The sequence below is a fragment of the Nocardioides sp. GCM10027114 genome (assembly GCF_042659625.1).
In the GTDB taxonomy this organism is placed as follows: Bacteria; Actinomycetota; Actinomycetes; order Propionibacteriales; family Nocardioidaceae; genus Nocardioides.
In genome coordinates this window covers 26,304-52,536 of record NZ_JBHSSS010000001.1, presented here as the reverse complement: position 1 = coordinate 52,536, position 26,233 = coordinate 26,304, and the positions used below count along the sequence as shown (strand labels likewise).

The following is a 26,233-nucleotide window of genomic DNA, read 5'->3' as shown; positions in this document are numbered from 1 at the left end:
CGTCCACGGTCGAGTGGGGTGCGAGGAGCCGGCAGAGACCCCGCCGGGAACCGACCGAAGGAGGCGAGCCACCCGTGCTCACGCTGACCGACACCGCCCGCGACGTGCTGCGCAAGATCCCCCGCCAGCCCGACCAGCCGAGCACCGCCGGCCTGCGTATCGCCCCCCGCGCCACCGACGACAGCCGCTTCCGTGTTGCGGCCGCACCGCGCCCGCGCAGCGGCGACCACGTGCTCGACGACGGCGACGCGCGGGTCTTCCTGGCCGACGAGGCCGTCGACCGCTTCGAGGACGCCGAGCTCGACGCCCGCAAGGACGACCGCGGCAGGATCGAGTTCGTCGTCCGGACCTGATCCCGCGAGACCGCCGCCCGGACAGCGCCTTCCGTGTGGCCCCGATCTCAGTAGGGTGCCCAGCATGTTCTCCAAGGTGCTGGTGGCCAACCGCGGCGAGATCGCCATCCGCGGCCTCCGTGCGGCGTACGAGCTCGGCGCGCGCACGGTCGCCGTGTTCCCCTACGAGGACCGCTGGTCCGAGCACCGCCTCAAGGCGGACGAGGCCTACGAGATCGGCGAGCGCGGCCACCCTGTCCGCGCCTACCTCGACCCCGAGGCGATCGTGGCGACGGCGGTGCGCGCCGGCGCCGACGCGGTCTACCCGGGCTACGGCTTCCTGTCGGAGAACCCCGCCCTCGCCGAGGCCTGCACGAATGCCGGCATCACCTTCGTGGGGCCGACCGCCGAGGTCCTCACCCTCACCGGCAACAAGGCCCGAGCCATCGCCGCGGCCAAGGCAGCCGGCGTGCCGACCCTGGCGAGCGTCGAGCCCTCGACCGACGCCGACGCCCTCATCGCGGCAGCGTCGGAGATGCCCTTCCCGCTCTTCGTGAAGGCCGTCGCCGGTGGCGGCGGCCGCGGCATGCGTCGCGTCGACGACCCCGCCGACCTGCGCGAGGCCGTCGAGACGTGCATGCGCGAGGCGGAGGGCGCCTTCGGCGACCCGACGGTCTTCATCGAGCAGGCCGTGGTCGACCCCCGGCACATCGAGGTGCAGATCCTCGCCGACGCCGCGGGCAACGTCATCCACCTCTACGAGCGCGACTGCTCGGTGCAGCGGCGCCACCAGAAGGTCGTCGAGATCGCGCCCGCCCCCAACCTCGACCCGGAGCTGCGCGACCGGATCTGCGCCGACGCGGTCCGCTTCGCGCGGGAGATCGGCTACCGCAACGCCGGCACCGTCGAGTTCCTGCTCGACCCGCAGGGCAACTACGTCTTCATCGAGATGAACCCCCGCATCCAGGTCGAGCACACGGTGACCGAGGAGGTGACGGACGTCGACCTCGTGCAGTCGCAGCTCCGGATCGCCTCGGGCGAGACGCTGGCCGACCTCGGCCTCTCCCAGGACGACATCGTGCTGCGCGGCGCGGCGCTGCAGTGCCGGATCACCACCGAGGACCCGGCCAACAACTTCCGCCCCGACACCGGCAAGATCACGACCTACCGCTCCCCCGGCGGCGCGGGCGTCCGCCTCGACGGCGGCACGACCTACACCGGTGCGGAGATCTCGGGCCACTTCGACTCGATGCTGGCCAAGCTCACCTGCCGAGGCCGCACGTTCGACAAGGCCGTGCAGCGGGCGCGGCGCGCGGTCGCGGAGTTCCGCATCCGAGGCGTCTCCACGAACATCCCCTTCCTGCAGGCGGTCCTCGACGACCCGGACTTCCTCGCCGGGCGGGTGACCACCGCGTTCATCGAGACCCATCCGCAGCTGCTCCAGGCCCGCAGCAGCGGCGACCGCGGCTCGAAGCTGCTCAACTACCTCGCCGACGTGACGGTCAACCAGCCGCACGGACCAGCCCCGGTGAGCGTCGACCCGGTGACCAAGCTGCCGGCGACCAACCTCGAGGTGCCGCCGCCGGACGGCACCCGCCAGCTGCTGCTGAAGCTCGGCCCGGAGGAGTTCGCCCGCCAGCTACGCGCCCAGGAGCGGGTCGCCGTCACCGACACCACCTTCCGCGACGCCCACCAGTCGCTGCTCGCGACCCGGGTCCGCACCCGGGACCTGCTCGCTGTGGCCGGCCACGTCGCCCGCACCACGCCGGAGCTGTTCTCCCTGGAGGCATGGGGTGGCGCGACGTACGACGTGGCGCTGCGATTCCTCTCGGAGGACCCGTGGGAGCGGCTCACCAAGCTGCGGCAGACGGTCCCCAACATCTGCCTGCAGATGCTGCTGCGCGGCCGCAACACCGTCGGCTACACGCCGTACCCCACCCGCGTCACCGACGTCTTCGTCGAGGAGGCGGCCGCGGCCGGCATCGACGTGTTCCGGATCTTCGACGCGCTCAACGACGTCGAGCAGATGCGACCGGCGATCGAGGCGGTGCGCCGCACCGGCACGACGATCGCCGAGGTCTGCCTCTGCTACACCGGCGACCTCTCCGACCCGGACGAGAAGCTCTACACGCTCGACTACTACCTCGACCTCGCCGACAGGATCGTCGATGCCGGCGCGCACGTCATCGCGATCAAGGACATGGCCGGGCTGCTGCGCGCACCCGCCGCCCGCACCCTGATCACGGCGCTGCGGGAGCGGTTCGACCTGCCGGTCCACCTGCACACCCACGACACCGCCGGGGGCCAGCTGGCCACGCTGCTGGCGGCCATCGACGCCGGGGTCGACGCGGTCGACGCCGCGACGGCGTCCATGGCCGGCACCACCTCGCAGCCGCCGCTGTCGGCGCTGGTCTCTGCCACCGACCACTCCCCGCGCGAGACCGGCCTGTCGCTGGCCGCCGTGAACGCGCTGGAGCCCTACTGGGAGGCCACCCGCCGGGTCTACGCGCCGTTCGAGTCCGGGCTGCCGTCGCCGACCGGCCGGGTCTACCGCCACGAGATCCCGGGCGGGCAGCTGTCCAACCTGCGGCAGCAGGCGATCGCGCTCGGCCTGGGCGAGAAGTTCGAGCAGATCGAGGACATGTACGCCGCCGCCGACGACATCCTGGGCCACATCGTGAAGGTGACGCCGTCGTCGAAGGTGGTCGGCGACCTCGCCCTCCATCTCGTGGCCGTGGGCGCCGATCCCGCCGAGTTCGCGGAGGAGCCCGGCAAGTTCGACATCCCCGACTCGGTGGTCGGGTTCCTCAACGGCGAGCTCGGCGACCCGCCGGGCGGCTGGCCCGAGCCGTTCCGCACGAAGGCGCTCGAGGGCCGGAGCTGGAAGGCGCCGGCCGAGGAGCTGACCGAGGAGCAGGCCGCCGGCCTCGAGCCGGGCGACCCGGAGCGTCGCCGCCGCACGCTCAACGAGCTGCTGTTCCCCGGCCCGACCCGCGACTTCGACGTGGCCCGCCAGACCTACGGCGACCTCTCGCTGCTGCCGACGATGGACTACCTCTACGGCCTGCGGTACGGCGAGGAGCACCAGGTCGACCTCGCCGAGGGAATCCGGGTGCTGCTGGGGCTCCAGGCGATCTCCGAGCCCGACGAGCGCGGCTACCGGACCGTCATGGCCACCATCAACGGCCACCTGCGACCGATCAGCGTCCGCGACCAGTCGGTCGCGGCGGAGGTCGCCGCCGCCGAGAAGGCCGACCCGTCGCAGCCTGGCCAGGTCGCGGCGCCCTTCCAGGGCGTGGTGACCATCGTGGTCGAGCAGGGCCAGGCGGTGGAGGCCGGCGAGACCGTCGCGACGATCGAGGCGATGAAGATGGAGGCGTCCATCACCGCCCCCGTCGACGGCACGGTGCAGCGGCTCGCGATCAGCGGGCCGCAGGCGGTCGACGGCGGCGACCTGGTGCTGGTCCTGGGCTGACGCGACTCAGGCCGGGCGGTCGGCAGCCCGTCAGCAGCCGCGCTCGACCTCGCGGCAGGTGTCGGTGCCGCCGCCGGTGGCGGCGGTGTCGGTGCCGTCCCCGCCGTGGAGGAAGTCGTTGCGCGGCGAGCCGCCGAGCCAGTCGTCGCCGCCGAGCGTCCGGGCGCGGAGCGGTCCCCCGGTGAGCGCCCACACCCTGTCGGGGCCGGGGGTGCCGTGGAACTCCCACGCGATGTTGCCGACGAGGCGGTGCTCCTCGAAGCCGCCGACCGAGCCGCGGGCACCGGTCGAGGTCCGGGTGGTGCCGGAGCGCAGGTCGACGTGGAACGACGCCCGCGGCTGCCTGCCCTCCAGCCGCTTGCCGAGGGACACGAGGACGTCGCGCCCCGCACCGCCGACGTTGCGGGCGCCGGAGCGAGCCAGGACGTGGTGGACGACGTGGTCGGCGCCGCCGCCAGCCTCGACGACGGCCGGCCGGTCGCTGAAGGCCTCCACGAAGTCGCGGCCGCCGCCGCCCTCGATGCGGTCGCGGCCGGTGTAGCTGCCGAGCAGGTCGTTCCCCGGGCCGCCGACGAGCGTGTCGGCGCCACGCTTCGTCGCCTTCCGGGACTCGCCCGTGAGGGTGTCGTTGCCGCCGCGCCCCTTGATGAGGTCGCCGCCGTCGCCACCGTCGACCTGGTCCGGGCCGTCGGAACCGGTGATGGTGTCGTTGTGGACGGACCCGATCACGCCCGGGTGGGTCCCGAGCCGGAGCCTGTCGGTTCCCTCGCCCGACGCGAGGGGGTTCTCGGAGGACAGGTCGACGATGACGGCGCCGGCCGCGTCGGCGTAGCTCACGGTGTCGTGGAGCCGCCGGGCGTCCGCCCGGCGGTTGTCCTGCCCGCCGACCAGGAAGTCGTCGCCGGGACCGCCGCTGATGACGTCCCCGACGAGGAAGCTGCCACCGGCGTCGGAGCCGAGCCGGTCCTGCTGGCCGTAGATCCGGTCCGACCCGAAGCCGCCGTCGACCCGGTCCGAGCCCATGCCGGCGCAGACCAGGTCGTCACCGGCGCGGGCGTCGATGACGTCGTCGCCGGGGCCGGCCACGATCACGTCGGGGCCCTTGGTGCCGACGATCGTGTCGGGCCCGGAGGTGCCGACGATGGTGGCGGGGACGCCCTGGCAGGTCGGGGTGGCGGCGATGGCGGCGGGCGACCAGTCCGCCGGGACCGCCAGGGCTCCGAGGAGCACGAGCGCGACCCCCGTCGACCCGGCCGTCATCCTGGTCACCGTGGCGGTGGCCGGCATGACCCGTCCCCCCTCCGGCCGCGGCGCGGCCCTCACTTCCGTCTGCGAACCTCGAAGGTAACCCAGGTCGACTTCAGCCCGAGGGCGCTTCGCAGCGTGTCACCCGAGACCGTCACGGAGCCGTCGGAGCCGACGACGCGCAGCGTCCGGAGACGGCCGCCCCACTCGCCGTTCCCGTCCCGCGACACGACGACGAGCCGGCGCAGGTTGCCGATCGCGGGCCAGGCCTGCTCGAAGCGGGTGTCGTCGACGGTCACCGACCAGCGGTGGTTCGGGTTGCCGGCCCAGCCGTCGTACGGGTCCTCCTGCGCGACCAGGTAGGGCACCGACCCCGCCGACGTCCAGCCGCCGCTGCTCGAGCCGAACTGGGTGAACGCCGGCTCCCCGTCGTGCTCGAGCACCAGCCTCCGGGTCCTCGCGATGGCGTCGTTCGACGCGGGGTGCTCCGCCGAGTAGCCGCCGTAGACCTGGCAGGACCAGGTGTCGCAGATCGGGCCCGAGCGGTGCCGCCGCTCGTACGCCGCGTAGGTGCGCGCCGCGATCGCCTGCGCCCGCACCGCGGCCGGGCTCCACAGCGCGGGGATCTCGAGCGGGACGACGCCGCGCAGGTAGTGCTCGAGCCTGAGCACGTTGACGGTGTCGCGCGCGCTCGGGCCCCCGGGGGCGCCGCGCGACCAGAGCCGGCCGCGGTAGGCACGGGTCCCGCTCGGCGTCACGAGCGAGACGGGGCCACCCCTGACCACGAAGCCGGCCTCGCCCGGGAGGGTCCGGAAGCGGCGCCAGCGCTCGCGGTAGTGCGCGACCTGGGTCGCCCCGGAGGGATCTGCCTGGACCCGCCACCGGCTGGCTCCCTTGTCCGGGAGCACGGTCTTCTCCTTGGTGGAGGCGTCGAGGAGCGTCAGCCCGGGGGCCGCCTCGACGACGAGGTCGTCGGTGGTGTCGGCGGTGATCTGGACGGCGATCCTGCCGCCGGCCTTCCCCCAGTCGGTGCCCGGGTAGTAGAACTCCGCGATCTCCCGGTGCCCCAGGCCCTTGCGGGCCGCGCCCTCGGCGCCGTACTGGGACATGCCGTGGCCGTGCCCGTAGCCGTGGCCGTTGATGACGATGCGCGCCTTGCGGGGCACGTCCCAGCTGTCGGTGGCCGCGTGGGCGGGCCCAGCAAGCACGACGGGCCCGGCGGTCGCGGCCACGGCGAGCCCCAGGGCGGCGAGCAGCGCCGTCGGGATCCTGCGCATGGTGGTGGCCTCGTTCACGGAAGACGTCTCGTGTGACTGTTGGTGCTGGTGTGGTCCAACGGACATGGCACCACGGGTTCAGGGGCCGCGCAACGGCTTCCCGGCAACTACAGGTCTGTAGTTCGGCCGCGGCCGCTCCGTCCTGGGCGTCAGCTGAGTACCGGGTCGTCGAAGAAGTGGGAGCGAAGGCCCAGCCACGACGCGAAGGTCTCGCCCGAGACGGACCGGCTGAAGGCGCTGCCCTGCACGGTCACCCGGTCCACCCACTTCTCGTTGACGTCGCGTTCGAGGGTGATCGACTCCAGGTCACCCATGCCGGGCCACAGGTCGGTGATCTCGTCGGCGTCGAAGGTCGCCGTCCAGGAGTCGTCCTTCCTGTCGAAGCGGTCCTCCCTCGCCGGCAGGTACGCCGCGTCCTCGCCGTGGACCCACCCCTGCGAGGTCCACCCGCCGTTGCTGCGCGCGAACTGCGTGAATGCGAGCCCACCCTCGAAGCTCAGCACCTCGCGCGCGGTGGCCCGGACGGCCGCGTTCGACTCGGGCTCCTCGGCCGTCCGGCCGCCGTAGACCTGCGACCGGGTGGTGTCCCAGACGTCGAAGTGCCGGCCCGCCGGCACCGCGGCGCGCTCGTAGGCGGCGTAGGTCCGGGCCGCGACGGCCTGCGCCCGGACGGCGTCGGCGTCCCACTGCGCGGGCATCTCGTCCGGGACGACGCCCTTCACGTAGGCGTCCAGCGGGACCACGTTGACGGTGTCGCGCTCGCTGCCACCGTTGGCGGGAGTCGCGGAGCGCAGCGCCCCCCGGTAGTCGACGGGGCCGGCCGGCGTCCGCAGCCGCAGCGCTCCGCCCCGGGCGGAGAGCTCGGCGTCGCCGGGCACGGTCCGCCACTCCCGCCAGCGCCCGGTCTTGTAGGAGATCACACTGCGGCCGCGCTCGCCGGGCGTGATCCGCCACAGCCGGGCCTGCTGGCGCGGGGTCCAGGTCCGGCCGTTCCCGAGCGCGGTGACCCGCAGGCCCTTGCGGTCCTCGACGACGACGTCGCGGCTGGTGTCGCCCGTGACGAGCACCCGGATCCTGCCCGTGGCACTGTCGACCGTGGTCCCCGGGTAGTAGAAGCCGAGGATCTCGCGGTACCCGTCGCCCGCCTCGCCGCGTGCCTTGGCGCCGTACTGGGAGAGGCCGTGGCCGTGGCCCCAGGCCTCGCCCGCGAACGTCACCTGCTGCGGCGCCCCACCCTCCGCGGCGAGTGCCGACGGCACGGCCCCGGCGAGCACAGCGGCGGCGGCGCCGGTTGCAAGCAGTGTGCGAGTCCCCCGAGTGAGCATGCGCCCGATCCTCACACACATCTCCGGATTTGCCCGGTCTGGGCGATCCGGGGCCCACGGCATGCGCCCTACCGTCGGGAGATGACGTGGTCCTTCCTCGTCGCACTCGCGGTCCTCACGGTCTCGGTGAGCATCCTGACCCGCCGGGCGGTGGTCGCGGGCCGCCGCCGGCGGCTGGAGCGGGACCTGCACTTCCGGCTCAGCCGGCGTGCAGCGGAGGAGGATGCCACCCGCCTCGGCGAGGAGCTCGCCGAGCTCCACATCGCGCTCGTCACCGACCTGCTCCCCCACCCGGAGCGACCGGCGATGCTCGACGACTACGGCCGTGCCCTCGAGGCATGGGAGCACGCGCGGCTGCTCCTGCTACGGGCGACCCACAGCGACGACGTCGTGCCCGCGACAGAGCTGCTTGCCGAGGTCGGCCACGCCCGGGCGTGCCTGGTCGCCCGCCGGGCCGGTGAGCCGGTTCCGGCCGGCCGGGCGCCCTGCTGGTTCGACCCGACCCACGGGCCGGGCCACGACACCGTCGCCTGGGCGCCGCCGGAGGGCGAGCCGCGCACGGTGGCGGCCTGCCCGGCCTGCGAGGCCCGGCTGCGCACGGGCGACGCGCCGCAGGCGCGACTGGTGCGCTGGAGCGACCGGTGGTTGCCGTGGTTCGAGGCAGGCCCGGCATACCACGCGTGGGCCGAGGGCTACCACGGTCCCGCAGCCCGCGCGGGGCCCGCCGGCGTCCCGGTCAGACCCGGTGGAGCCGGCGTGCCGCCTCGGCGATCGATCCACTCATCGACGGGTAGACCGTGAAGGCCTGAGCCAGCTGGTCGGCGGTCAGCGACTCCGCCACCGCGACCGAGACCGGGTGAATCAGCTCGCTGGCGCGGGGCGCCACGACCACGCCGCCCACCACGATGCCGGTGCCCGGGCGGCAGAAGAGCTTCACGAAGCCGTCGCGCACGCCCTGCATCTTCGCCCGCGGGTTGCCCGAGAGCGGCAGCATGACGACCTCGGCCTGGATCTCGCCGGCGTCGACCGCCTGCTGCGACCAGCCGACCGTGGCGATCTCGGGAGCCGTGAAGACGTTGGAGGAGACCGTCTTGAGGTTCAGCGGGGCGACGGCGTCGCCGAGGAAGTGCCACATCGCGATCCGGCCCTGCATGGCGGCGACCGAGGCGAGCATCAGTACGCCCGTGCAGTCGCCGGCGGCGTAGACACCACGCGCGGACGTGCGGCTGACCCGGTCGACCTTGATGAAGCCGCCCTCGTCGACCGCCACGCCGGCCTCCTCGAGGCCGAGGTCGGCGGTGTTGGGGACGGAGCCGAGCGCGAGGATGCAGTGGGACCCCTGGACCTGGCGGCCGTCGGTGAGGGTCACCGTCACGACGTCGCCGTCGCGGGCGACCGACTCCATCCGGGACTTGGACAGCACGTTCATGCCGCGCCGCTTGAGGACCTCCTCGAGCACGGCGGCCGCGTCGGCGTCCTCGCCGGGCAGCACCCGGTCGCGGGAGGAGACGAGGGTGACCGGGACACCGAGCGCGAGGTAGGCGCTGGCGAACTCGGCGCCGGTGACACCGGAGCCGACGACGATCAGCTCGGAGGGCACCTCGGTGAGGTCGTAGACCTGCTCCCAGGTCAGGATCCGCTCGCCGTCGGGCTTGGCCGACGGCAGGGTGCGGGGCGCGGCGCCCGTCGCGAGCAGCACGGCGTCGGCGTCGAGGACCTCCTGGCCGCCGGCGGTGAGGTCGACCACGACCCGCTCGGTGCCGTCGAGCCGGCCACGTCCGTGCACCATGCGCACGCCGTCGCGCTCGAGCCGGCGGGCGATGTCGGCCGACTGGTCGGCAGCGAGGCCCTTGACCCGCTCGTTGACCCGGGCCAGGTCGACCCGGATCCGCGCGGCGGGCCCCTCGGCCCCGGCGGGCTGGTCCTGCCCGTTCTGGATCTCCAGGCCGAGCTCGCCGGCCTCGATGAGCTCGGTCATCACCTCGGCCGTGGCGATGAGCGTCTTGCTCGGCACGCAGTCGGTGAGGACGGCCGAGCCGCCGAGCCCGTCGGTGTCGACGACGGTGACGTCGGCGCCCAGCTGGGCGGCGACATGGGCGGACTCGTAGCCGCCGGGACCACCGCCGACGATGACGACCTTGTTCACGTGCTCGTCCCGCTCCCGCACCCGGCTCAGAGGTTGATCATGTGGCCGGCGATGCCCTCGACGGCCTCCTTCATGGCCTCCGACAGCGTCGGGTGCGCGAAGACGTTGCGCGCCACCTCGTCGGCGGTCAGGTCCCACTGCTGGGCCAGCGTCAGCGCCGGCAGCAGCTCGGTGACCTCGGGGCCGATCATGTGGGCGCCGACGATCTCGTTGTACTTCGCGTCGGCCACGATCTTCACGAAGCCCACTCCCTCGGCCATGCCGCGCGCCTTGCCGTTGGCCGAGAACGGGAACATCGCCGTCTTCACGTCGTACCCCTTCTCCTTCGCCTGCTCCTCGGAGTAGCCGAACGACGCGATCTGCGGCTGGCAGAACGTCGCGCGCGGGATCATGTCGAAGTCGATCTCCAGGGTCTCCGCCCCGGCGATCGTCTCGGCGGCGACGACGCCCATCGCCTCGGCGGTGTGGGCGAGCATCAGCTTGCCGGTCACGTCGCCGATGGCGTAGACGCCCTCGACGTTGGTGCGGCCGCGCTCGTCGACGGCGATCGCGCCGCGCTCGGTCAGCTCGACGCCCGTCGCCTCGAGGCCGTAGCCCTCGACGCGCGGGGCGAAGCCGAAGGCCGCCATCATCTTGTCGGCCTCGAGCACCTGCGAGTCGCCGCCGTCGGCGGGGCTCACCGTCACCTTGACACCCGAGCCGGTGTCCTCGACCGAGTCGACCTTGGTCGAGAGCATGACCTTCACGCCGAGCTTCTTGTACTGCTTGAGGAGCTCCTTGGACACGTCGACGTCCTCGGTGGGGACCATCCGGTCGAGGAACTCGACGATCGTCACGTCGACGCCGAAGTTCTTCATCACGTAGGCGAACTCGACGCCGATGGCACCGGAGCCCCCGATGATGATGCTGCCCGGGAGGTTCTCGTCGAGGATCTGCTCCTCGTAGGTAACGACGTTCTCGCTGACCTCCATGCCCGGCAGCATCCGGACCTTCGCGCCGGTCGCCAGGATCAGGTTGTCGCAGGAGTACGACGTGGTGTTGCCGTCGGAGTCCTTGACGTCGACCGACTTCGGACCGGTGAGGGTGCCCCAGCCGTTGATCTCGGTGATCTTGTTCTTCTTCATCAGGTAGTGCACACCCTTGGCGCTGGACTCGGCCACGCCGCGGCTGCGCTTGTGCGTCGCGCCGAAGTCCATGGTCGGCTCGCCGGAGATGCCGAACGTCTTGCGCTCGTGGGTGATGATGTGCGCGATCTCCGCGTTGCGCAGCAGCGCCTTCGACGGGATGCACCCGACGTTGAGGCAGACCCCGCCCCAGTACTTCTCCTCGATCACGGCGACCTTCTTGCCGAGCTGGGCCGCCCGGATCGCGGCGACGTAGCCGCCGGGGCCGGCACCGAGGACGAGGACGTCGAAGTGGGTCTCAGTCTGGGTCACGGGGGCCAGCCTAGGCCCGCAGCAGGCGTGGCCTCAAAGCAAGGTGGCCCCTCGGCCGACTAGTGTTCGAGCCGTGACGCTGTACGCCGCCTACGGGACCAACCTCGATCCCGCACGGATGGGCGAGCGCTGCCCGCACTCCCCGCTCCACACCACCGGGTGGCTGACCGGGTGGCGACTGACGTTCGGCGGCGAGGAGCACGGCTGGGACGGCGCGCTCTCCACGATCGTGCAGGACCCCTTCGAGCAGGTCTTCGTCGCCGTCTACGACGTGACGCGCGAGGACGAGGCCGCGCTGGACGGCTGGGAGGGCGCCGACCTCGGCCTCTACCGCAAGACCCGGGTGCGGGTGTCCACGCTCGCGGGCGAGCTGGTCGTCTGGACGTACGTGCTCGATGCCTTCGAGGGCGGGCTGCCGTCAGCGTCGTACCTCGGGGTGCTCGCCGACGCGGCCGAGGCCGCCGACGCCCCGGCCGACTACGTCGCGGCGCTGCGCCGCCGCCCCTGCCGGTCCACCGGCCTCTGACCACCCGTCCCGGCGCGGTCTAGAGTCGCTCCGTGAGCGAGCCCCAGAACCAGCTGAACGACCCCACCACCGACCCGAAGGCGGTCGCCGCCGCAGCCGCCGACCGGCTCCGCGAGCTGACCGGGGTCGAGACCCACGACGTGGCCCTCGTGCTCGGGTCCGGCTGGCTCCCGGCGGTGGACGCCCTGGGCGAGGCCACGGCCGAGATCTCGACCACCGACCTGCCCGGATTCTCGGCGGCCGCCGTCGCCGGCCACTCCGGCAAGATCCGGTCGATCCGGTCGGGCGACCGCAACCTGCTGGTCTTCCTCTCCCGCACGCACTACTACGAGGGCAAGGGCGTGCGCGCCGTCGTCCACGGTGTCCGCACCGCCGCCGCGGCCGGCTGCCGCGCGATCGTGCTGACCAACGGCTGCGGCGGCCTCAAGGAGCACTGGACCCCCGGCACCCCGGTGCTCATCGGCGACCACATCAACCTGACCGGTCGCTCCCCCATCGAGGGCGCGAACTTCGTCGACCTCACCGACCTGTACTCCAGCCGGCTGCGCGCGATGTGCCGCGAGGTCGACCCGTCGCTGGAGGAGGGCGTCTACGTCCAGTTCCCCGGCCCCCACTACGAGACCCCGGCCGAGATCGGCATGGTCCGCGCGATCGGCGGCCACCTCGCCGGCATGAGCACCACCCTCGAGGCGATCGCGGCCCGCGAGGCGGGCATGGAGATCCTCGGCATCAGCCTGGTCACCAACCTCGCCGCCGGCATCAGCGGCGAGCCGCTCAACCACGAGGAGGTCCTCGAGGCCGGCAAGGCCGCCGCCTCGCGGATGGGCGGGCTGCTCGGCGAGATCGTGCCCCGCATCTGAGCCACCGTCTGCTGCAGGACCGAGCCCCTGCCGCCAGCCGACCCGGTGGCGGGCCGGCCCGTCAGGTGGGCAAGACTTCCGGCATGGTCATCCGTACGGGGGCGGTTGCCGCCCTGCTGCTGTCGCTCGTCGCCTGCACGGCCGACGAGGGACCGTCCGCGGACTCGTCGCCCGCAGCCTCGTCGGAACCGTCGGGGACGACCGGTGCCGAGCCGGGGGAGACCGATCCCCTCACCATCATGGGCAAGGGCCGCGGCTGCGCGTCGCTCCCCGGCACGTACGTCATGTACGAGCAGGTACGGGTGGACCGCCCGGTCACGCTGACCGGGCTCCGGCTCGCTGACGCGGAGGGCATCGAGCTCCTCGAGCGGTCGGTGTCCCGCCGACCCGACGGCGAGGTCCCCTCGTCCGGGTGGGTCCTCGTGGGGGCCCCTGGCAAGACGCACTACAAGCGCCGGATCGGCTGGTCCGGGCGCGAGCCGCTCGTCGGAGCCCGGCTCGAGCCGAAGACCGACTACTACGTGATCGCCCGCATGCGGATGACCATGGGCGGCTCCATGGACGGGCTCGACATCGGCTGGGACGACGGCGGGACCACCGGCAACAGCCAGTGGCAGGGGCGGACCGAGGTCAGGAAGGACTGCGTGTGAAGGTTCTCGTCACCGGCGCGGCCGGCAGCATCGGACAGGTGGTCACCGTGGGTCTCGAGGACCGCGGCCACGAGGTGGTCGGGCTCGACCTGGTCCCGCCGCCGGACGGCTACGTCGGCCAGTGGCACATGGTCGACTGCGCCGACCCCGACGCCGTCGCGGCGGTCTTCGCGGAGGTCGCGCCCGAGGCGGTCGTCCACCTCGCCGGCCACCCGGGCGAGGCGTCCCTGCCCGACTCGCTCCACTCCCACGTGGTGACCACCGCCGCGCTGCTGGACGCGATGGTCGCCCATGACGTCACGCGCCTCGTCTACGCGTCCTCCAACCACGCGGTCGGCCGCACCCCGCGTCCGGAGTCGGCCGACGCCGCTGTCTCGGACGACGCGCTCCCCCGCCCCGACACGTTCTACGGCGTCGGCAAGGTCGCCGCCGAGGCGGTCATGGCGCTGTACGCCGACCGCTACGCCCTCGACGCCGTGTCCTGCCGGATCGGCTCGTTCCTGCCCCAGCCCGAGACCCGCCGGCACCTCGCGACCTGGCTGTCCCATGACGACTGCGTCCGCATGGTCGACGCCGGCCTGACCGCCCCCGCGCCCGGCTTCGCGGTCCTCTACGGGATCTCCGCCAACACCCGCGCCTGGTGGGACCTCGAGCCCGGCCGCCGGCTCGGCTACGACCCGCAGGACGATGCCGAGGAGTTCGCCGCCACCGTTCCGGCCCGGGACGAGGACGAGGCCGAGTCGGCGTACGTCGGCGGACCGTTCGCCCTCGAGTCGTTCTACCGCCCCGCCCTCGACCGCGGCTGACCTGCCAGCAGTTCCCCGCCGAGCTGCCACCAGTTCCCCTGCCGGACCCGCCGAGCTGCCAGCACTTGCCTGTCGCCGTCCCCGCCGGCACCTACCGTGACGCGCATGGTGACCTGGCATCTGACGATCGACTGCGCCGACCCGGCGCGGATGGTGGCGTTCTGGGGCCCCGCGCTGGGCTACGAGGTGCCGCCACCACCCGAGGGTCACGCGACGTGGAACGACTGGTACCGGTCGGTGGGAGTGCCCGACGAGGAGCTCGATCCGAACGGCGACGGCGCCGACCGGCTCCATGATCCCGCCGGTTGCGGGCCCCGCATCTGGTTCCAGCAGGTCCCCGAGCCGAAACAGGTCAAGAACCGGTTCCACCTCGACCTCGACCCCACCGGCCCCGATCCCCGGAGCCTGCCGATCGAGCGGCGTCGCGAGATCGTCGAGACCGCGGTGGCGGAGCGGTTGGCAGCCGGCGCGACCGTGCTCCGTCGCAACGACGACCACGGCGGCTACGCCGTCCTCATGGCCGACCCCGAGGGCAACGAGTTCTGCGTGTCCTGACTCGGTGCCTGTCGGGGCCCGGCGCCACTGCCCATGGCCGTGACGCGCTGTGCAGAACTTCTTGACTTCGAACACCTGTTCGATAGACTGGGGCATGGCCTCCACTCCGATCGACGAGCTCGACGCCGCGGCGACGCTGACGGCGCTCGAGGATGGGGTGCGGGCCCGGCGCGAGGCGGAGGTGCGCGATCTGTTGCTGGTGGCCCGGTGGGCGGACCTGCAGGGCACCGACCCGCGGGAGGACCCCCGGCCGGACCCGTCGCAGCCGCGGCCCCCGGGTGGGGACCGGCTGGTGCAGGTCGGGGGCGAGGGGACGCCGATGGTCCGCGAGCTCACGTTGTGCGAGCTGGGCATCGCCCGCGGGGTCCACACCATGGCGGCCCGCAAGGTGGTCGCGGACGTGCTCGACCTGCGTCACCGGTTGCCGCAGACCTGGTCCCTGGTCCTCGACCTCGATGCCGAGCCGTGGCTGGCCCGCAAGGTCGCCGGCATGTGCCGCCACCTGCCGGCCGCGGTGGTGGGTGTCGTGGACGACGCGGTGGCCGACGCGATCCGCACCGAGGCCCCGTCCCGGGTGATGGCGATCGCGGAGGCCAAGGTCATCGAGGCCGACCCCGCCGCACACGCCGCCCGGATCGCCGCCGACCGCGAGCGCCGCTACGTCGCGCTGACCCGGCCCGACGCCACCGGACTGCGCACCATCGTGGCCCGGGTGACCGCCGGCGACGCCGCCTGGGTCGACGCCACCGTCACCCGGGTCGCCGAGATCCTCGCCGCCCGCCCCGGCCACGCCGACACCCCCGTCGACGACCTGCGCGCCGAGGCGATGGGCTGGCTCGCCCGGCCCGCCGAGCTGACCCGGCTCCTCCTCGAGGGAGCCGACGTCCCCGCCGAGACCGGCGACGAGCCCGACCGGGAGTCCCAGGGCCTCGAACCCGATGACACCCCGTGCCGGGCACTGGCATTCCCCGCCGACCTGCTCGATGCGCTCCGCGCCCTCGACGTCGACCGACTGGCCGACCAGCTCCGGCCCCGCACGGTGCTCTACGTCCACCTCCACGAGGCCGCCCTCACCGGCCTGACACAGGGCGTGGCGCGGGTCGAGGGCCTCGGCCCGCTCGCCCTGGCCCAGCTACAAGACCTGCTCGGCCACCACCGGATCACCGTGAAGCCCGTGCTCGACCTGGCCCACCACCACAGCGTCAACGCCTACGAGCACCCCGAGGCCATCCGGGAGCGGATCCACCTCATCCGCCCCGGCGACGCGTTCCCCCACGCCTCCACGGTTTCCCGCAACACCGACCTCGACCACCCCGTGCCGTTCGACCCCCACGGCCCACCCGGACAGACCTCCAGTCGCACCAGCCAGCCACTCGGCCGGCGGGGCCACCGCGCCAAGACCCACCTCGGCTACACCGCCACCCCCGCCGCCGCGGGCACCACGATCTGGCGGACCCCGCACGGCCTGCACCGCAGGGTCGACGGCTCCGGCACCCACCACCTCGACCCACCCGACGACGAGGCCGTCAACCACACCGACGACGTCGACCGTGTCCTGGAGCTCCTGCTCGGCGCCGCCTGACTAGGGTGCGGCCATGGAGATCGTCGAGCGCGCCCCCCAGCACCTGCGTGGTGCCTCCCTGTCGGCTCCGATCGGCGAGCTGCCGCTCGTGGCCCCGTCACTGTGGCGTCGGGTGATGGAGTTCGCCGAGGCCGGCCAGGTGCACGCCGAGCTGAGCGCGGAGCCGGGCGGCGACGTCCACCGCATCACCGTCGGCGTCCTGGTCGACGAGCCGGGTGAGGACACCGTGGCCGTGCCGGGCGGCCGCTGGCTCCACCACCGCCACGAGGGCGACGTCCGCGGCATCGGCGACACCTACGCGCGCATGTTCGAGCACGCCGACGAGGTCGGCGAGCGGACCACCAACCTGAAGCTCGACGTCGGCTACCTGCCCGACGGCAGCGAGCAGGCCCACGACCTCTATCTCCAGCTGGGCTGACTCTGGCAGGGTGGTCGGCCCACGACGAAGGGGGATCGGAATGGGCGACCAGGAGGCAATGGCGGAGATCGAGGCGGAGCGCAGGCGCCGGCTCGCTCCCGAGAACCGGCCCGAGAACGCCGAGGTCGACAACACCGGGGTCACGCTGCCGGCGGTCGAGCGGTTCGAGCAGATGAACGCCGACGAGGAGCAGGAGAGCTCGGCCGGCCGGGCCGACCCGAGCGCCGCGTTCCGGGACAAGCGCCCCTCGGACGCGGAGATCGCCGAGATCGAGGCCGAGCGCAAGCGCCGGCTCGCCCCGGAGAACCGGCCCGAGAACGCCGAGGTCGACAACACCGGCGACTTCGGCGGATCGACCAGCTCAGGCGGCGAGCCGCGCCCGTAGCCCGTCCAGGCAGCCGACCATCATCCGGTCGTGGTTCCACCGCAGCAGCGGCCTGACCACGACGGAGGCGAGGCGCAGCCAGCGGCTCCCGACGTCGACGTCCTGCTCGAAGTCGAGCCGGGTCGAGCCGTCCTGCTCGGTGAGCCGCCAGCGCACGCTGCCGTGGAGGTCGCCGGCCAGGCTGGTCTCGAGCACGTCGAGGTCGCGGCGTACGGCGTGCAGCATCAGGTCGAGCGTGTACGGCAGCGCCGAGCGGCAGAGCACACGGGCGTCGTCGTCCGTCACCTTCGCCACGGCGAGCACCTGCGGCCACCACTCGGGGTAGTGCTCGAGGTCCACGAGCACCGCGTGCACCTGCGCGCGAGGCGCCTCGACGACCCAGCGTCCCCGGAACGAGTAGCTGCCTCCACCGTCGACCAGCCCCATGCACCCATCCTGCCCCGAGGTGGGCCGGTCGGGCGCAGTCGGACTAGCGTTCCGCCCATGACGACGCTCGACACCGCCGCCCTGCTCGAACGTGCCCGCGAGTGGGCCGCGGAGGACCCCGACGAGGAGACCCGGGCCGAGCTGGACGCGATCATCGCCGAGGTGGCCGACGGCGGGGACGCCGCCGACCTCGCCGACCGCTTCGACGGCACGCTCGAGTTCGGGACCGCGGGCCTGCGCGGCGCGCTGGGCGCGGGCCCCAACCGCATGAACCGGGTCGTCGTCACCCGTGCCGCCGCCGGGCTCGCGGCCTACCTCAAGGACCAGGGCGCCGGCCGCGACAGCAGCGTCGTCATCGGGTACGACGCCCGGCGCAACTCCGACGTCTTCGCCCGCGACACCGCCGAGGTGATGACAGGGGCCGGTCTCAAGGCGCTGGTGCTCCCCCGCCCGCTGCCGACCCCGATCCTCGCCTACGCGATCCGGGAGCTCGGCTGCGTGGCCGGCGTGATGGTCACCGCCAGCCACAACCCGCCGGAGGACAACGGCTACAAGGTCTACCTCGGCGACGGGTCGCAGATCGTGCCGCCTGCCGACGCCGGGATCGCCGAGCGGATCGCGGCCGTCGGTCGCCTCGCCGACGTGCCGCGCGGCGACGCCGGCAAGGTGCTGGGCGACGAGCTGGTCGACCGGTACCTCGACACGGTCGCCGAGCTCGCCGCCGACGGCCCCCGCGACCTCGACATCGTCTACACACCGCTGCACGGCGTGGGCGGCAGCTCGGTGGTCCAGGTCCTGGAGACCGCCGGCTTCGGCGCACCGCGGGTGGTCTCCGAGCAGGAGCACCCCGACGGGACCTTCCCGACCGTCTCGTTCCCGAACCCCGAGGAGCCCGGGGCCATGGACCTCGCCATGGCTCTCGCGGAGCGCAGCGGCGCCGACCTCGTGGTCGCCAACGACCCGGACGCCGACCGGTGCGCGGCGGCGGTGCCGGGTCCGCACGGCTGGCGGATGCTGCGCGGCGACGAGGTCGGGGCGCTGCTCGCCGCCCACCTGCTGCGCCGCGGCAAGGAGGGCACCTACGCCACCACCATCGTGTCGTCGTCGCTGCTGGGCCGGCTGGCCGAGGCAGCCGGACAGCCGTACGCCGAGACGCTCACCGGTTTCAAGTGGATCGGCCGCGTCGACGGCCTCGCGTTCGGCTACGAGGAGGCGCTCGGCTACTGCGTCGACCCCGAGCACGTGAAGGACAAGGACGGGCTCTCCGCGCTGCTGCTCCTGTGCGAGATCGCCGCGGAGGCCAAGGCCGCCGGCCGCACCCTCGACGACCTGCTCGACGACATCGCCCTCGAGCACGGCCTGCACGCCACCGACCAGGTCTCGGTGCGGGTCACCGACCTCGCCGAGATCGCCCGCGCCATGGAGACCCTGCGCAACACCCCGCCGACCACGCTGGGCGGGCTCGCCGTGGAGCAGGTGGACGACCTCGACGAGGGGACGGCCGACCTCCCGCCCACCGACGGCCTGCGCTACCGGCTCGCCGGGGGCGGCCGGGTCGTCGTCCGTCCGAGCGGCACCGAGCCGAAGCTCAAGTGCTACCTCGAGGTGGTCATCCCGGTGAACCCCGAGGACGGCGTCGAGGCGGCCCGGATCGCGGCCGCCGGGAGGCTCGACGCACTCGGGCGGGACATCCGGACCGCGGCCGGCATCTGAGCGGCGGCAGGCGCGCCGCCGGACCCGGTCAGCCCGCCCAGACCGGTGCGACCTCGCGGCGGTAGCGCCGCCCGAAGACGGTGCCGACCACGGCGAGCACCGGGCCGGGGACGTTGTCGCGGAGCGCCGCGAGCTCGGCCGGCGACGCGCCGTCCTGCACCCAGACGAAGAACGTCCCCGCCTCGGACGGGCTCGACCTGCGACGGAACTGACGGCCCATCTCCTTCATCGCCGGGTGGCCGGAGTTCCGGTTGAGCGCGTCCTCGGTCTCCTGCTCCTCGTGGTCGAGGTGACTCACGGCCGTCGCCTGCAGCCGGGTCACCGCCACGGCCGCGGCGTCGGCGTCGTGCCGGCCCGCCGTGGCCGCCAGCGTGTCCATCGCCCTGCTGGCGGCGGCGAGGTCGGCAGCCATGGCCGCGTGCTCGCCGTCGAACGACGCGATGGTGAGGCTGTCCACGCCGATCGCCGACAGCGCCGGCCAGGCGATCGCATGCTCACCCTCGTGGTGCTCGGTGAGCTGGTCCTCGAAGTTGCGCCAGGCCCGGTGCAGCCCGGCGGCTCGGACGACGTCGCCCTCGGGGAACTCCTCCAGCGCCCGGCGGAACCGCTCAAGGTCCCTGCGCAGGGCGCCGTGGATCACCTTGTTCATGCTCATGGCCGGGGGTGCCATCTCCCCACCGTAGGCGCCCCTTCCTGGTCGTGGAAGGGATTCGGCGGATCGCCGCGGACCCGCCTCCCGACGGCCGGAAGCGCCCCTCAGCGGGCGATCGAGACGACCAGGCCGCCCAGCGCCACGACCAGCGCGACGATCTCCGGCCACGCCCAGTCACGGCGTACGCCGGCGGCGAGCGCGAGCTGCTCGTCGGACAGCAGCGCGATCCCCGCCCGACCGCGGGCCTCCTCGGCCAGCTGGTGGAGCCGGTCCTCGACGTACGTGGGGTACGGCATCGTGCCCGGGGTCTCGGGATCCGCTGCCCGCTGCCGGTTGCGCTCCAGCCTCTTGTCGGAGCGCAGCGCCTGACGCCACGACTTCCCGACCGCCGGGGACACATAGCGCCGCTCGCCGACCCGGACCGCGCAGACCTGCCGGACGGCGATCTGCTCGATGGCCGCGAGCGGGACGTGGAGGGTGCTGAACGAGTTGCGCATGACCAGGTCGGACTCGGTGGCCCACAACCGCGGCCGGAGCATCGCGGCCCACATCACGACGCCGACGACGAGTGCGGTCCACACGACCACCGGCGAGTAGCCCTGATCGCGGTCGAGCACCCCGATCAGCACGATCACGATGACCAGCACCAGCCCGATCGACCCCATGACCCGGCCGCTCGTCGGCCGAAACTTCTCCACGGGCTCGTCGCTCACCTGCACCCCTCGCTGGTCCCCGGCACACCGCCGGCTGGTCGTCGCTGCCTGTCCGCATGCTGATTGTCCGCGGACCGAACCTCCAGCCTATGCTGGGTCGGTGACGAGTTCCTCCACCGCTGCAGCCCCGGCGGCGACGGCGTCCACCTCGGACCTCTCCGAGATCACGCGTTCCGATGCCTCGCTCCGTCGTTTCCTCCACGGCCTCCCCGGCGTCGACCAGGTCGGCGCCGAGGCGCGTGCTGCCTCCCTGGGCACCCGGTCGATCAAGACCAGCGCCAAGGAGTTCGCGCTCGACCTGGCGATCCGCATGGTCGACCTGACGACCCTCGAGGGCCAGGACACTCCGGGCAAGGTCCGCGCGCTCGCGTCCAAGGCGCTGCGCCCCGACCCCGCGGACCCGACGGTCCCGCAGGTCGCCGCCGTCTGCGTCTACCCGGACATGGTCGCCACCGCGAAGGAGGTCGTGGGCGACTCGGGTGTGAACATCGCGGCCGTGGCGACGGCGTTCCCGTCGGGCCGCGCGGCGATGGACATCAAGCTGGCCGACACCCGCGACGCCGTCGAGGCGGGCGCCGACGAGATCGACATGGTCATCGACCGTGGAGCGTTCCTCGCCGGCCGCTACCTGCAGGTGTTCGAGGAGATCGTCCAGGTCCGCGAGGCGTGCGGCGACGCCCACCTCAAGGTCATCTTCGAGACCGGTGAGCTGCAGACCTACGACAACGTCCGCCGCGCGAGCTGGCTGGCGATGCTGGCCGGGGGCCACTTCATCAAGACCTCCACCGGCAAGGTACAGCCGGCGGCGACGCTGCCGGTCACCCTTGTCATGCTCGAGGCGGTCCGCGACTTCCGCGAGCTCACCGGTCAGATGGTCGGCGTGAAGCCCGCGGGCGGCATCCGCACCGCCAAGGACGCCATCAAGTACCTGGTCATGGTCAACGAGGTCGCCGGCAGCGACTGGCTCGATCCCGACTGGTTCCGCTTCGGCGCCTCCACGCTGCTCAACGACCTGCTGATGCAGCGCACCAAGATGAGGACCGGCCGCTACTCCGGCCCCGACTACTTCACCCTGGACTGATCGCCATGGCCGACACCGGAACAAGTGGATCCATGACCGGAAAGAGCACCGTGTTCGAGTACGCCCCCGCGCCCGAGTCGCGCAGCATCGTCGACATCAAGCCGTCGTACGGCCTGTTCATCAACGCCGAGTTCGTCGACGGCCACGGCAAGGCGTTCAAGACGATCAGCCCTGCCACCGAGGAGGTGCTGGCGGAGGTCGCCGAGGCCGACGAGGCGGATGTCGACAACGCCGTCAAGGCCGCCCGCCGCGCCTACTCGCGCGTGTGGGGCCGGATGCCCGGCAGCGAGCGCGCCAAGTACCTCTACCGCATCGCGCGGATCATCCAGGAGCGCGGCCGCGAGCTCGCCGTGCTGGAGTCCCTCGACAACGGCAAGCCGATCAAGGAGTCCCGCGACGTCGACATCCCGACCGTCGCCGCGCACTTCTTCTACTACGCCGGCTGGGCCGACAAGCTTGAGTATTCGGGCTACGGCGCTGGCAATCCGAGGCCGCTCGGCGTCGCCGGCCAGGTCATCCCGTGGAACTTCCCGCTGCTCATGCTGGCGTGGAAGATCGCCCCGGCGCTGGCCTGCGGCAACACCGTGGTGCTCAAGCCGGCCGAGACGACCCCGCTGACCGCGCTGCTGTTCGCCGAGATCTGCCAGCAGGCCGACCTGCCGCCGGGCGTCGTCAACATCGTCACCGGCGCCGGCGAGACCGGCCGCTCGCTGGTCTCGCACCCCGACGTCGACAAGGTCGCCTTCACCGGCTCCACCGACGTGGGCCGCGCGATCGCCAAGGCCGTCGCGGGCACCGACAAGAAGGTCACCCTCGAGCTCGGCGGCAAGGCCGCCAACATCGTCTTCGACGACGCCCCCATCGACCAGGCGGTCGAGGGCATCGTCAACGGAATCTTCTTCAACCAGGGCCACGTCTGCTGCGCCGGCTCGCGGCTGCTGGTGCAGGAATCCGTCGCCGACGAGGTCCTCGACCGGCTCAAGCGCCGGATGGCGACGCTGCGTGTCGGCGACCCGCTCGACAAGAACACCGACATCGGCGCGATCAACTCCGCCGAGCAGCTCGCCCGGATCCGCGAGCTGTCCGAGGTCGGCGAGGCCGAGGGCGCGGGCCGCTGGTCGCCCCAGTGCGAGCTGCCCACCAACGGTTTCTGGTTCCCGCCGACGCTGTTCACCGGCGTCTCCCAGGCCCACCGGATCGCCCGCGAGGAGATCTTCGGCCCGGTGCTGTCGGTGCTCACCTTCCGCACCCCCAGCGAGGCGGTCGAGAAGGCCAACAACACGCCGTACGGCCTGTCCGCGGGTGTGTGGACCGACAAGGGGTCCCGGATTCTCCACATGGCCAACGCGCTGCGTGCCGGGGTCGTGTGGGCCAACACGTTCAACAAGTTCGACCCGACCAGCCCGTTCGGTGGCTACAAGGAGTCGGGCTACGGCCGTGAGGGTGGCCGTCACGGCCTCGAGGCCTACCTGAAGGGTGGAACCAGCCAGTGAGCCGCATCGACGTGCGCAAGACCTACAAGCTCTACATCGGTGGCGCCTTCCCCCGCTCGGAGTCGGGCCACTCCTACGTCGTCAACGACTCGAAGGGGACGTTCGTGGCCAATGCCGCCCTGGCCTCCCGCAAGGACGCCCGTGACGCGGTGACCGCCGCCCGCAAGGCCTTCCCGGGCTGGGCCGGCCGCACCGCCTACAACCGGGCACAGATCCTCTACCGGGTCGCCGAGATCATGGAGGACCGCCGCCCGCAGTTCGTCGACGCGGTGCGCCGCTCCGAGGGGCTGACCACCGCCAAGGCGGAGAAGGTGCTCGACGCCGCCATCGACCGACTCGTCTGGTACGCCGGCTGGGCCGACAAGATCACCCAGGTGGTCGGCGGCGCCAACCCGGTGGCCGGGCCGTTCTTCAACCTCTCCACCCCGGAGCCGACCGGCGTCGTCGCCGTGCTCGCGCCGCAGGAGTCCTCGCTGCTCGGCCTGGTCTCGGTGATCGCGCCGGCGATCGTCACCGGCAACACCGTCGTCGTCGTCTCCTCCTACGAGCGGCCGCTGCCCGCGATCACGTTCGCCGAGGTGCTGGCGACCTCCGACGTCCCCGGCGGCGTGGTCAACATCCTCACCGGCTCCGCGGCCACCATCGCGCCGTGGCTGGCGGGCCACATGGACGTCAACGCCATCGACCTCACCGGCATCGCCGGCGAGGCCGAGCTGGCCGCCGACCTCGAGGTCGCGGCGGCCGACAACCTCAAGCGGGTCCGCCGCGCGCCGGCCGCCGAGCCGGACTGGACGGCCGACCCCGGCATCGAGGCGATGACCACGTTCCTCGAGACCAAGACCGTCTGGCACCCGATCGGCGTCTGACGCACGTGACGGCACAGGTGATCGTGCTTGCCGGCCCCTCAGGGGCCGGCAAGTCACGTCTCGCCGAACGGCTCGGGCTGCCCGTCCTGCGGCTCGACGACTTCTACAAGAGCGGCGGCGACCCCTCCCTGCCGGTCATCGAGCACGGCCCCAACGCCGGCATGACCGACTGGGACCACCCCGACTCGTGGCTGAAGGCCGAGGCCATCACCACGCTCGAGCGCCTCTGCCGCGAGGGCCGGGCCGAGGTGCCGATCTACGAGCTGGCGCGCGACGGGCGGTGCGGCTCGCGCAGGCTCGACCTCGGCGGCAGCCGCTACTTCGTCGCGGAGGGGATCTTCGCCCAGGAGGTCGTGCCCGCGGCCGCACTGGCCGGTGTGCTCGCGGGCGCCTACTGCGTGCGGCAGCACGCCGCGGTCACCTTCTGGCGCCGGCTCACCCGCGACCTGCGCGAGCGCCGCAAGCCGCCGCTGGTTCTGCTGCGCCGCGGCTGGGCCCTCATGCGCGACCAGCAGCGGGTGGTCGGCCACGCCGTCGACCTCGGATGCCGCCCGGCAACACCGGACCAGGCGTACGACGAGATCTCCCGGCTGCTCGACCGGCAGCCCGCCGGTGGCTGAGGCGGGAGCCTCTTCGCCCGCGGAGCGGCTGCTGCGGCACCCGCTCCCCCAACCCGACGCCCGCTCGTGCGGCGCCGCGTCGATGCGGGTCGCAGAGCTCCTGCGCGCCGCCGCGGCCCCACCCGTCCTCACCGGGTTCCACGCCGAGGTGCTGGCGCTGCACCGCCGGCTGACGTCGGGTCGCGACGGCCGGGGCCGGCTCCAGCTGCCGTGGCCGCAGGCGCTCGGCACCCCGCCCTGGGCCGTCGCGCGCCACCTGGCCGGGCTGACCGGCCAGGCGTACCGCAGTCGCTGGATCCGCACCGGCGACCCGGTGCCCGACGTGGCCGGCGCGACCTCCCACGCCCCGGTCGGGCTCTACGTCGGCAACGCCTGGCTGCCGCGCCACGTCGTGCTCGTCGTCGGCGGGACCGACGAGGTGCTCGCGGTCTACGAGCCCACGTCGGGGCGGCTCGTCACGGTCGGCCACGAGGCCCTGCGGTCGCGCCGCCTCCGGCTCGCCGGCTGGGACGTGCCGTGGTTCAGCGTTCGGCCAGCAGCCCGGCGTACCCCGGCTTGACGACCTCGTCGATGATCGCGAGCCGCTCGTCGAACGGCAGGAACGCCGACTTCATGGCGTTGATGGTGAACCAGCGCAGGTCCTCGAGGCCGTAGCCGAAAGCCTGCACCAGCGACCACATCTCCTCGGTCATCGACGTGCCGCTCATCAGCCGGTTGTCGGTGTTCACGGTGACCCGGAACCGCAGCTTCGTCAGCAGCCCGATCGGGTGGTCGGTGATCGAGGACGCAGCGCCGGTCTGCACGTTGGATGCCGGGCACATCTCGAGCGGGATCCGCTTGTCGCGGACGTACGCCGCCAGCGGGCCGAGCGCGACGCGGCCATCCTCGCTGACCTCGATGTCGTCGATGATGCGCACGCCGTGGCCGAGCCGGTCGGCGCCGCACCACTGGATGGCCTGCCAGATCGACGGCAGCCCGAACGCCTCGCCCGCGTGGATCGTGAAGTGGGAGTTCTCGCGCTGGAGGTACTCGAACGCGTCGAGGTGGCGGGTGGGCGGGTAGCCCGCCTCCGCGCCCGCGATGTCGAAGCCGGCGACCCCGCGGTCGCGCCAGGCCACCGCGAGCTCGGCGATCTCCATCGACCGGGCCTGGTGGCGCATCGCGGTGAGCAGCTGCCGCACCACGATCCGCCCGCCCGTGGCCGCGACGCCCTCGTCGAAGCCGCGCTGCACCGCGGCCACCACCTCGTCGAGGCTCAACCCGCCCTCGACGTGCTGCTCGGGGGCGTAACGGATCTCGGCGTACACGACGCCGTCCGCGGCGAGGTCCTCCACGCACTCGCGCGCCACCCGGGCCAGCGCGGGCGCCGTCTGCATCACCGCGACGGTGTGGTCGAAGGTCTCGAGGTAGCGCTCCAGCGATCCGGAGTCGGCCGACTCCGCGAACCAGCGGCCCAGCGACTCCGCGTCCGACGCCGGCAGCTCGTGGCCGACCTCGGCGGCGAGCTCGAGGATCGTCTGCGGGCGCAGGCCGCCGTCGAGGTGGTCGTGGAGCAGCACCTTCGGCGCCCGGAGCACCTGGCCGCGGGTGGGGACGGTAGGTTCCGTCGTCGTGACGGTGGTCATGCCGTGGTGATCCCGGTGTTCATGGC

General features: G+C 72.9%; 26 protein-coding genes. 17 read left to right on the top strand and 9 right to left on the bottom strand.

The window, feature by feature from the left end; all coding sequences use genetic code 11:
- The first annotated feature begins 74 nt into the window (after positions 1 to 74).
- Positions 75 to 353, top strand: coding sequence for a Fe-S cluster assembly protein HesB (locus ACFP2E_RS00240; protein ID WP_378522189.1), 279 nt, complete (start codon positions 75 to 77; stop codon positions 351 to 353).
- A 64-nt stretch (positions 354 to 417) separates the two neighbouring features.
- On the top strand, positions 418 to 3,807 hold the full coding sequence (locus ACFP2E_RS00235) for a pyruvate carboxylase (RefSeq protein WP_378522190.1): 3,390 nt from the start codon (positions 418 to 420) through the stop codon (positions 3,805 to 3,807).
- A gap of 30 nt (positions 3,808 to 3,837) precedes the next feature.
- On the opposite strand, the gene ACFP2E_RS00230 is transcribed toward ACFP2E_RS00235, so the two are convergent.
- From ACFP2E_RS00230 to ACFP2E_RS00220, 3 genes are all read right to left on the bottom strand, one after another.
- Positions 3,838 to 5,094, bottom strand: a complete 1,257-nt coding sequence (locus ACFP2E_RS00230; RefSeq protein WP_378522191.1) for a calcium-binding protein — start codon at positions 5,092 to 5,094, stop codon at positions 3,838 to 3,840.
- A 32-nt stretch (positions 5,095 to 5,126) separates the two neighbouring features.
- Positions 5,127 to 6,347, bottom strand: coding sequence for a SpoIID/LytB domain-containing protein (locus ACFP2E_RS00225; RefSeq protein WP_378522192.1), 1,221 nt, complete (start codon positions 6,345 to 6,347; stop codon positions 5,127 to 5,129).
- Positions 6,348 to 6,478: 131 nt separating this feature from the next.
- A complete protein-coding gene (locus ACFP2E_RS00220; RefSeq protein ID WP_378522193.1) occupies positions 6,479 to 7,654 on the bottom strand; it encodes a SpoIID/LytB domain-containing protein in 1,176 nt (391 codons plus the stop codon).
- 81 nt (positions 7,655 to 7,735) lie between these two features.
- Between ACFP2E_RS00220 and ACFP2E_RS00215 the strand changes: the two genes are divergently transcribed.
- Positions 7,736 to 8,455, top strand: coding sequence for a hypothetical protein (locus tag ACFP2E_RS00215; protein WP_378522194.1), 720 nt, complete (start codon positions 7,736 to 7,738; stop codon positions 8,453 to 8,455).
- Here ACFP2E_RS00215 and ACFP2E_RS00210 read toward each other — a convergent pair.
- Together ACFP2E_RS00210 and lpdA are read right to left on the bottom strand one after the other, a co-directional pair.
- The gene (locus ACFP2E_RS00210) at positions 8,391 to 9,800 is read right to left on the bottom strand and encodes an NAD(P)H-quinone dehydrogenase (protein ID WP_378522235.1); all 1,410 of its coding nucleotides are present in this window, start codon (positions 9,798 to 9,800) and stop codon (positions 8,391 to 8,393) included. The two genes, ACFP2E_RS00215 and ACFP2E_RS00210, sit on opposite strands and share 65 nt — an antisense overlap.
- A gap of 26 nt (positions 9,801 to 9,826) precedes the next feature.
- Positions 9,827 to 11,236 (bottom strand): dihydrolipoyl dehydrogenase, encoded by a 1,410-nt coding sequence (gene lpdA / locus ACFP2E_RS00205; RefSeq protein WP_378522195.1) that lies wholly within the window; start codon positions 11,234 to 11,236, stop codon positions 9,827 to 9,829.
- A 73-nt stretch (positions 11,237 to 11,309) separates the two neighbouring features.
- On the opposite strand from lpdA, the gene ACFP2E_RS00200 reads away from it, so the two are divergent.
- The 8 genes from ACFP2E_RS00200 to ACFP2E_RS00165 all read left to right on the top strand — a co-directional run bounded on the left by ACFP2E_RS00200 (position 11,310) and on the right by ACFP2E_RS00165 (position 17,018).
- Positions 11,310 to 11,762 carry a gamma-glutamylcyclotransferase gene (locus ACFP2E_RS00200; protein WP_378522196.1) on the top strand — a complete coding sequence of 151 codons (453 nt, stop codon included), beginning with the start codon at positions 11,310 to 11,312 and terminating at the stop codon, positions 11,760 to 11,762.
- A 32-nt stretch (positions 11,763 to 11,794) separates the two neighbouring features.
- On the top strand, positions 11,795 to 12,622 hold the full coding sequence (locus tag ACFP2E_RS00195) for a purine-nucleoside phosphorylase (RefSeq protein ID WP_378522197.1): 828 nt from the start codon (positions 11,795 to 11,797) through the stop codon (positions 12,620 to 12,622).
- 83 nt (positions 12,623 to 12,705) lie between these two features.
- Positions 12,706 to 13,272 carry a hypothetical protein gene (locus ACFP2E_RS00190; RefSeq protein ID WP_378522198.1) on the top strand — a complete coding sequence of 189 codons (567 nt, stop codon included), beginning with the start codon at positions 12,706 to 12,708 and terminating at the stop codon, positions 13,270 to 13,272.
- On the top strand, positions 13,269 to 14,078 hold the full coding sequence (locus ACFP2E_RS00185; protein ID WP_378522199.1) for an NAD-dependent epimerase/dehydratase family protein: 810 nt from the start codon (positions 13,269 to 13,271) through the stop codon (positions 14,076 to 14,078). Before ACFP2E_RS00190 ends, ACFP2E_RS00185 begins: the two co-directional genes overlap by 4 nt.
- Positions 14,079 to 14,183: 105 nt before the next feature.
- Positions 14,184 to 14,633 (top strand): VOC family protein, encoded by a 450-nt coding sequence (locus ACFP2E_RS00180; protein ID WP_378522200.1) that lies wholly within the window; start codon positions 14,184 to 14,186, stop codon positions 14,631 to 14,633.
- A 94-nt stretch (positions 14,634 to 14,727) separates the two neighbouring features.
- Complete coding sequence (locus ACFP2E_RS00175) at positions 14,728 to 16,215, top strand: hypothetical protein (RefSeq protein WP_378522201.1); 1,488 nt, start codon at positions 14,728 to 14,730, stop codon at positions 16,213 to 16,215.
- A gap of 13 nt (positions 16,216 to 16,228) precedes the next feature.
- Complete coding sequence (locus tag ACFP2E_RS00170) at positions 16,229 to 16,633, top strand: hypothetical protein (protein WP_378522202.1); 405 nt, start codon at positions 16,229 to 16,231, stop codon at positions 16,631 to 16,633.
- A 40-nt stretch (positions 16,634 to 16,673) separates the two neighbouring features.
- A complete protein-coding gene (locus ACFP2E_RS00165; RefSeq protein WP_378522203.1) occupies positions 16,674 to 17,018 on the top strand; it encodes a hypothetical protein in 345 nt (114 codons plus the stop codon).
- Here ACFP2E_RS00165 and ACFP2E_RS00160 read toward each other — a convergent pair.
- Positions 16,995 to 17,444 (bottom strand): SRPBCC family protein, encoded by a 450-nt coding sequence (locus tag ACFP2E_RS00160; protein WP_378522204.1) that lies wholly within the window; start codon positions 17,442 to 17,444, stop codon positions 16,995 to 16,997. The two genes, ACFP2E_RS00165 and ACFP2E_RS00160, sit on opposite strands and share 24 nt — an antisense overlap.
- A gap of 57 nt (positions 17,445 to 17,501) precedes the next feature.
- Here ACFP2E_RS00160 and ACFP2E_RS00155 point away from each other — a divergent pair, with 57 nt between their 5' ends.
- On the top strand, positions 17,502 to 19,157 hold the full coding sequence (locus ACFP2E_RS00155; protein WP_378522205.1) for a phospho-sugar mutase: 1,656 nt from the start codon (positions 17,502 to 17,504) through the stop codon (positions 19,155 to 19,157).
- A 28-nt stretch (positions 19,158 to 19,185) separates the two neighbouring features.
- On the opposite strand, the gene ACFP2E_RS00150 is transcribed toward ACFP2E_RS00155, so the two are convergent.
- Together ACFP2E_RS00150 and ACFP2E_RS00145 are read right to left on the bottom strand one after the other, a co-directional pair.
- The gene (locus ACFP2E_RS00150; protein WP_378522206.1) at positions 19,186 to 19,827 is read right to left on the bottom strand and encodes a hemerythrin domain-containing protein; all 642 of its coding nucleotides are present in this window, start codon (positions 19,825 to 19,827) and stop codon (positions 19,186 to 19,188) included.
- An 86-nt stretch (positions 19,828 to 19,913) separates the two neighbouring features.
- On the bottom strand, positions 19,914 to 20,522 hold the full coding sequence (locus ACFP2E_RS00145) for a hypothetical protein (RefSeq protein ID WP_378522207.1): 609 nt from the start codon (positions 20,520 to 20,522) through the stop codon (positions 19,914 to 19,916).
- Between the two features lie 100 nt (positions 20,523 to 20,622).
- Between ACFP2E_RS00145 and deoC the strand changes: the two genes are divergently transcribed.
- Genes deoC through ACFP2E_RS00120 form a run of 5 tightly spaced genes read left to right on the top strand, consistent with a single transcriptional unit; the run spans position 20,623 to position 25,141 of the window.
- Positions 20,623 to 21,603, top strand: a complete 981-nt coding sequence (gene deoC, locus ACFP2E_RS00140) for a deoxyribose-phosphate aldolase (RefSeq protein WP_378522208.1) — start codon at positions 20,623 to 20,625, stop codon at positions 21,601 to 21,603.
- A 32-nt stretch (positions 21,604 to 21,635) separates the two neighbouring features.
- Complete coding sequence (locus ACFP2E_RS00135) at positions 21,636 to 23,096, top strand: aldehyde dehydrogenase family protein (RefSeq protein WP_378522209.1); 1,461 nt, start codon at positions 21,636 to 21,638, stop codon at positions 23,094 to 23,096.
- Positions 23,093 to 23,962, top strand: a complete 870-nt coding sequence (locus ACFP2E_RS00130) for an aldehyde dehydrogenase family protein (protein WP_378522210.1) — start codon at positions 23,093 to 23,095, stop codon at positions 23,960 to 23,962. Before ACFP2E_RS00135 ends, ACFP2E_RS00130 begins: the two co-directional genes overlap by 4 nt.
- A 5-nt stretch (positions 23,963 to 23,967) precedes the next feature.
- Entirely contained in the window at positions 23,968 to 24,582 is a 615-nt protein-coding gene (locus tag ACFP2E_RS00125) for an ATP-binding protein (RefSeq protein WP_378522211.1), read from the top strand.
- Positions 24,575 to 25,141, top strand: coding sequence for a hypothetical protein (locus ACFP2E_RS00120; protein WP_378522212.1), 567 nt, complete (start codon positions 24,575 to 24,577; stop codon positions 25,139 to 25,141). Before ACFP2E_RS00125 ends, ACFP2E_RS00120 begins: the two co-directional genes overlap by 8 nt.
- Here the strand turns inward: ACFP2E_RS00120 and ACFP2E_RS00115 are convergent.
- Entirely contained in the window at positions 25,104 to 26,207 is a 1,104-nt protein-coding gene (locus ACFP2E_RS00115) for an adenosine deaminase (protein WP_378522213.1), read from the bottom strand. The genes ACFP2E_RS00120 and ACFP2E_RS00115 overlap by 38 nt on opposite strands.
- Positions 26,208 to 26,233: the final 26 nt, after the last annotated feature.

Excerpts from the sequence above, each read along its gene's own strand:
- ACFP2E_RS00165 (WP_378522203.1), top strand. The coding sequence starts at position 16,674 with ATGGGCGACCAGGAGGCAATGGCGGAGATCGAGGCGGAGCGCAGGCGC.
- ACFP2E_RS00220 (WP_378522193.1), bottom strand. The coding sequence starts at position 7,654 with ATGCTCACTCGGGGGACTCGCACACTGCTTGCAACCGGCGCCGCCGCC.
- ACFP2E_RS00235 (WP_378522190.1), top strand. The coding sequence starts at position 418 with ATGTTCTCCAAGGTGCTGGTGGCCAACCGCGGCGAGATCGCCATCCGC.
- ACFP2E_RS00175 (WP_378522201.1), top strand. The coding sequence starts at position 14,728 with ATGGCCTCCACTCCGATCGACGAGCTCGACGCCGCGGCGACGCTGACG.
- ACFP2E_RS00215 (WP_378522194.1), top strand. The coding sequence starts at position 7,736 with ATGACGTGGTCCTTCCTCGTCGCACTCGCGGTCCTCACGGTCTCGGTG.
- ACFP2E_RS00150 (WP_378522206.1), bottom strand. The coding sequence starts at position 19,827 with ATGGCACCCCCGGCCATGAGCATGAACAAGGTGATCCACGGCGCCCTG.
- ACFP2E_RS00155 (WP_378522205.1), top strand. The coding sequence starts at position 17,502 with ATGACGACGCTCGACACCGCCGCCCTGCTCGAACGTGCCCGCGAGTGG.
- ACFP2E_RS00135 (WP_378522209.1), top strand. The coding sequence starts at position 21,636 with ATGACCGGAAAGAGCACCGTGTTCGAGTACGCCCCCGCGCCCGAGTCG.
- ACFP2E_RS00230 (WP_378522191.1), bottom strand. The coding sequence starts at position 5,094 with ATGCCGGCCACCGCCACGGTGACCAGGATGACGGCCGGGTCGACGGGG.
- ACFP2E_RS00160 (WP_378522204.1), bottom strand. The coding sequence starts at position 17,444 with ATGGGGCTGGTCGACGGTGGAGGCAGCTACTCGTTCCGGGGACGCTGG.
- ACFP2E_RS00190 (WP_378522198.1), top strand. The coding sequence starts at position 12,706 with ATGGTCATCCGTACGGGGGCGGTTGCCGCCCTGCTGCTGTCGCTCGTC.
- ACFP2E_RS00170 (WP_378522202.1), top strand. The coding sequence starts at position 16,229 with ATGGAGATCGTCGAGCGCGCCCCCCAGCACCTGCGTGGTGCCTCCCTG.
- ACFP2E_RS00180 (WP_378522200.1), top strand. The coding sequence starts at position 14,184 with ATGGTGACCTGGCATCTGACGATCGACTGCGCCGACCCGGCGCGGATG.
- ACFP2E_RS00115 (WP_378522213.1), bottom strand. The coding sequence starts at position 26,207 with ATGACCACCGTCACGACGACGGAACCTACCGTCCCCACCCGCGGCCAG.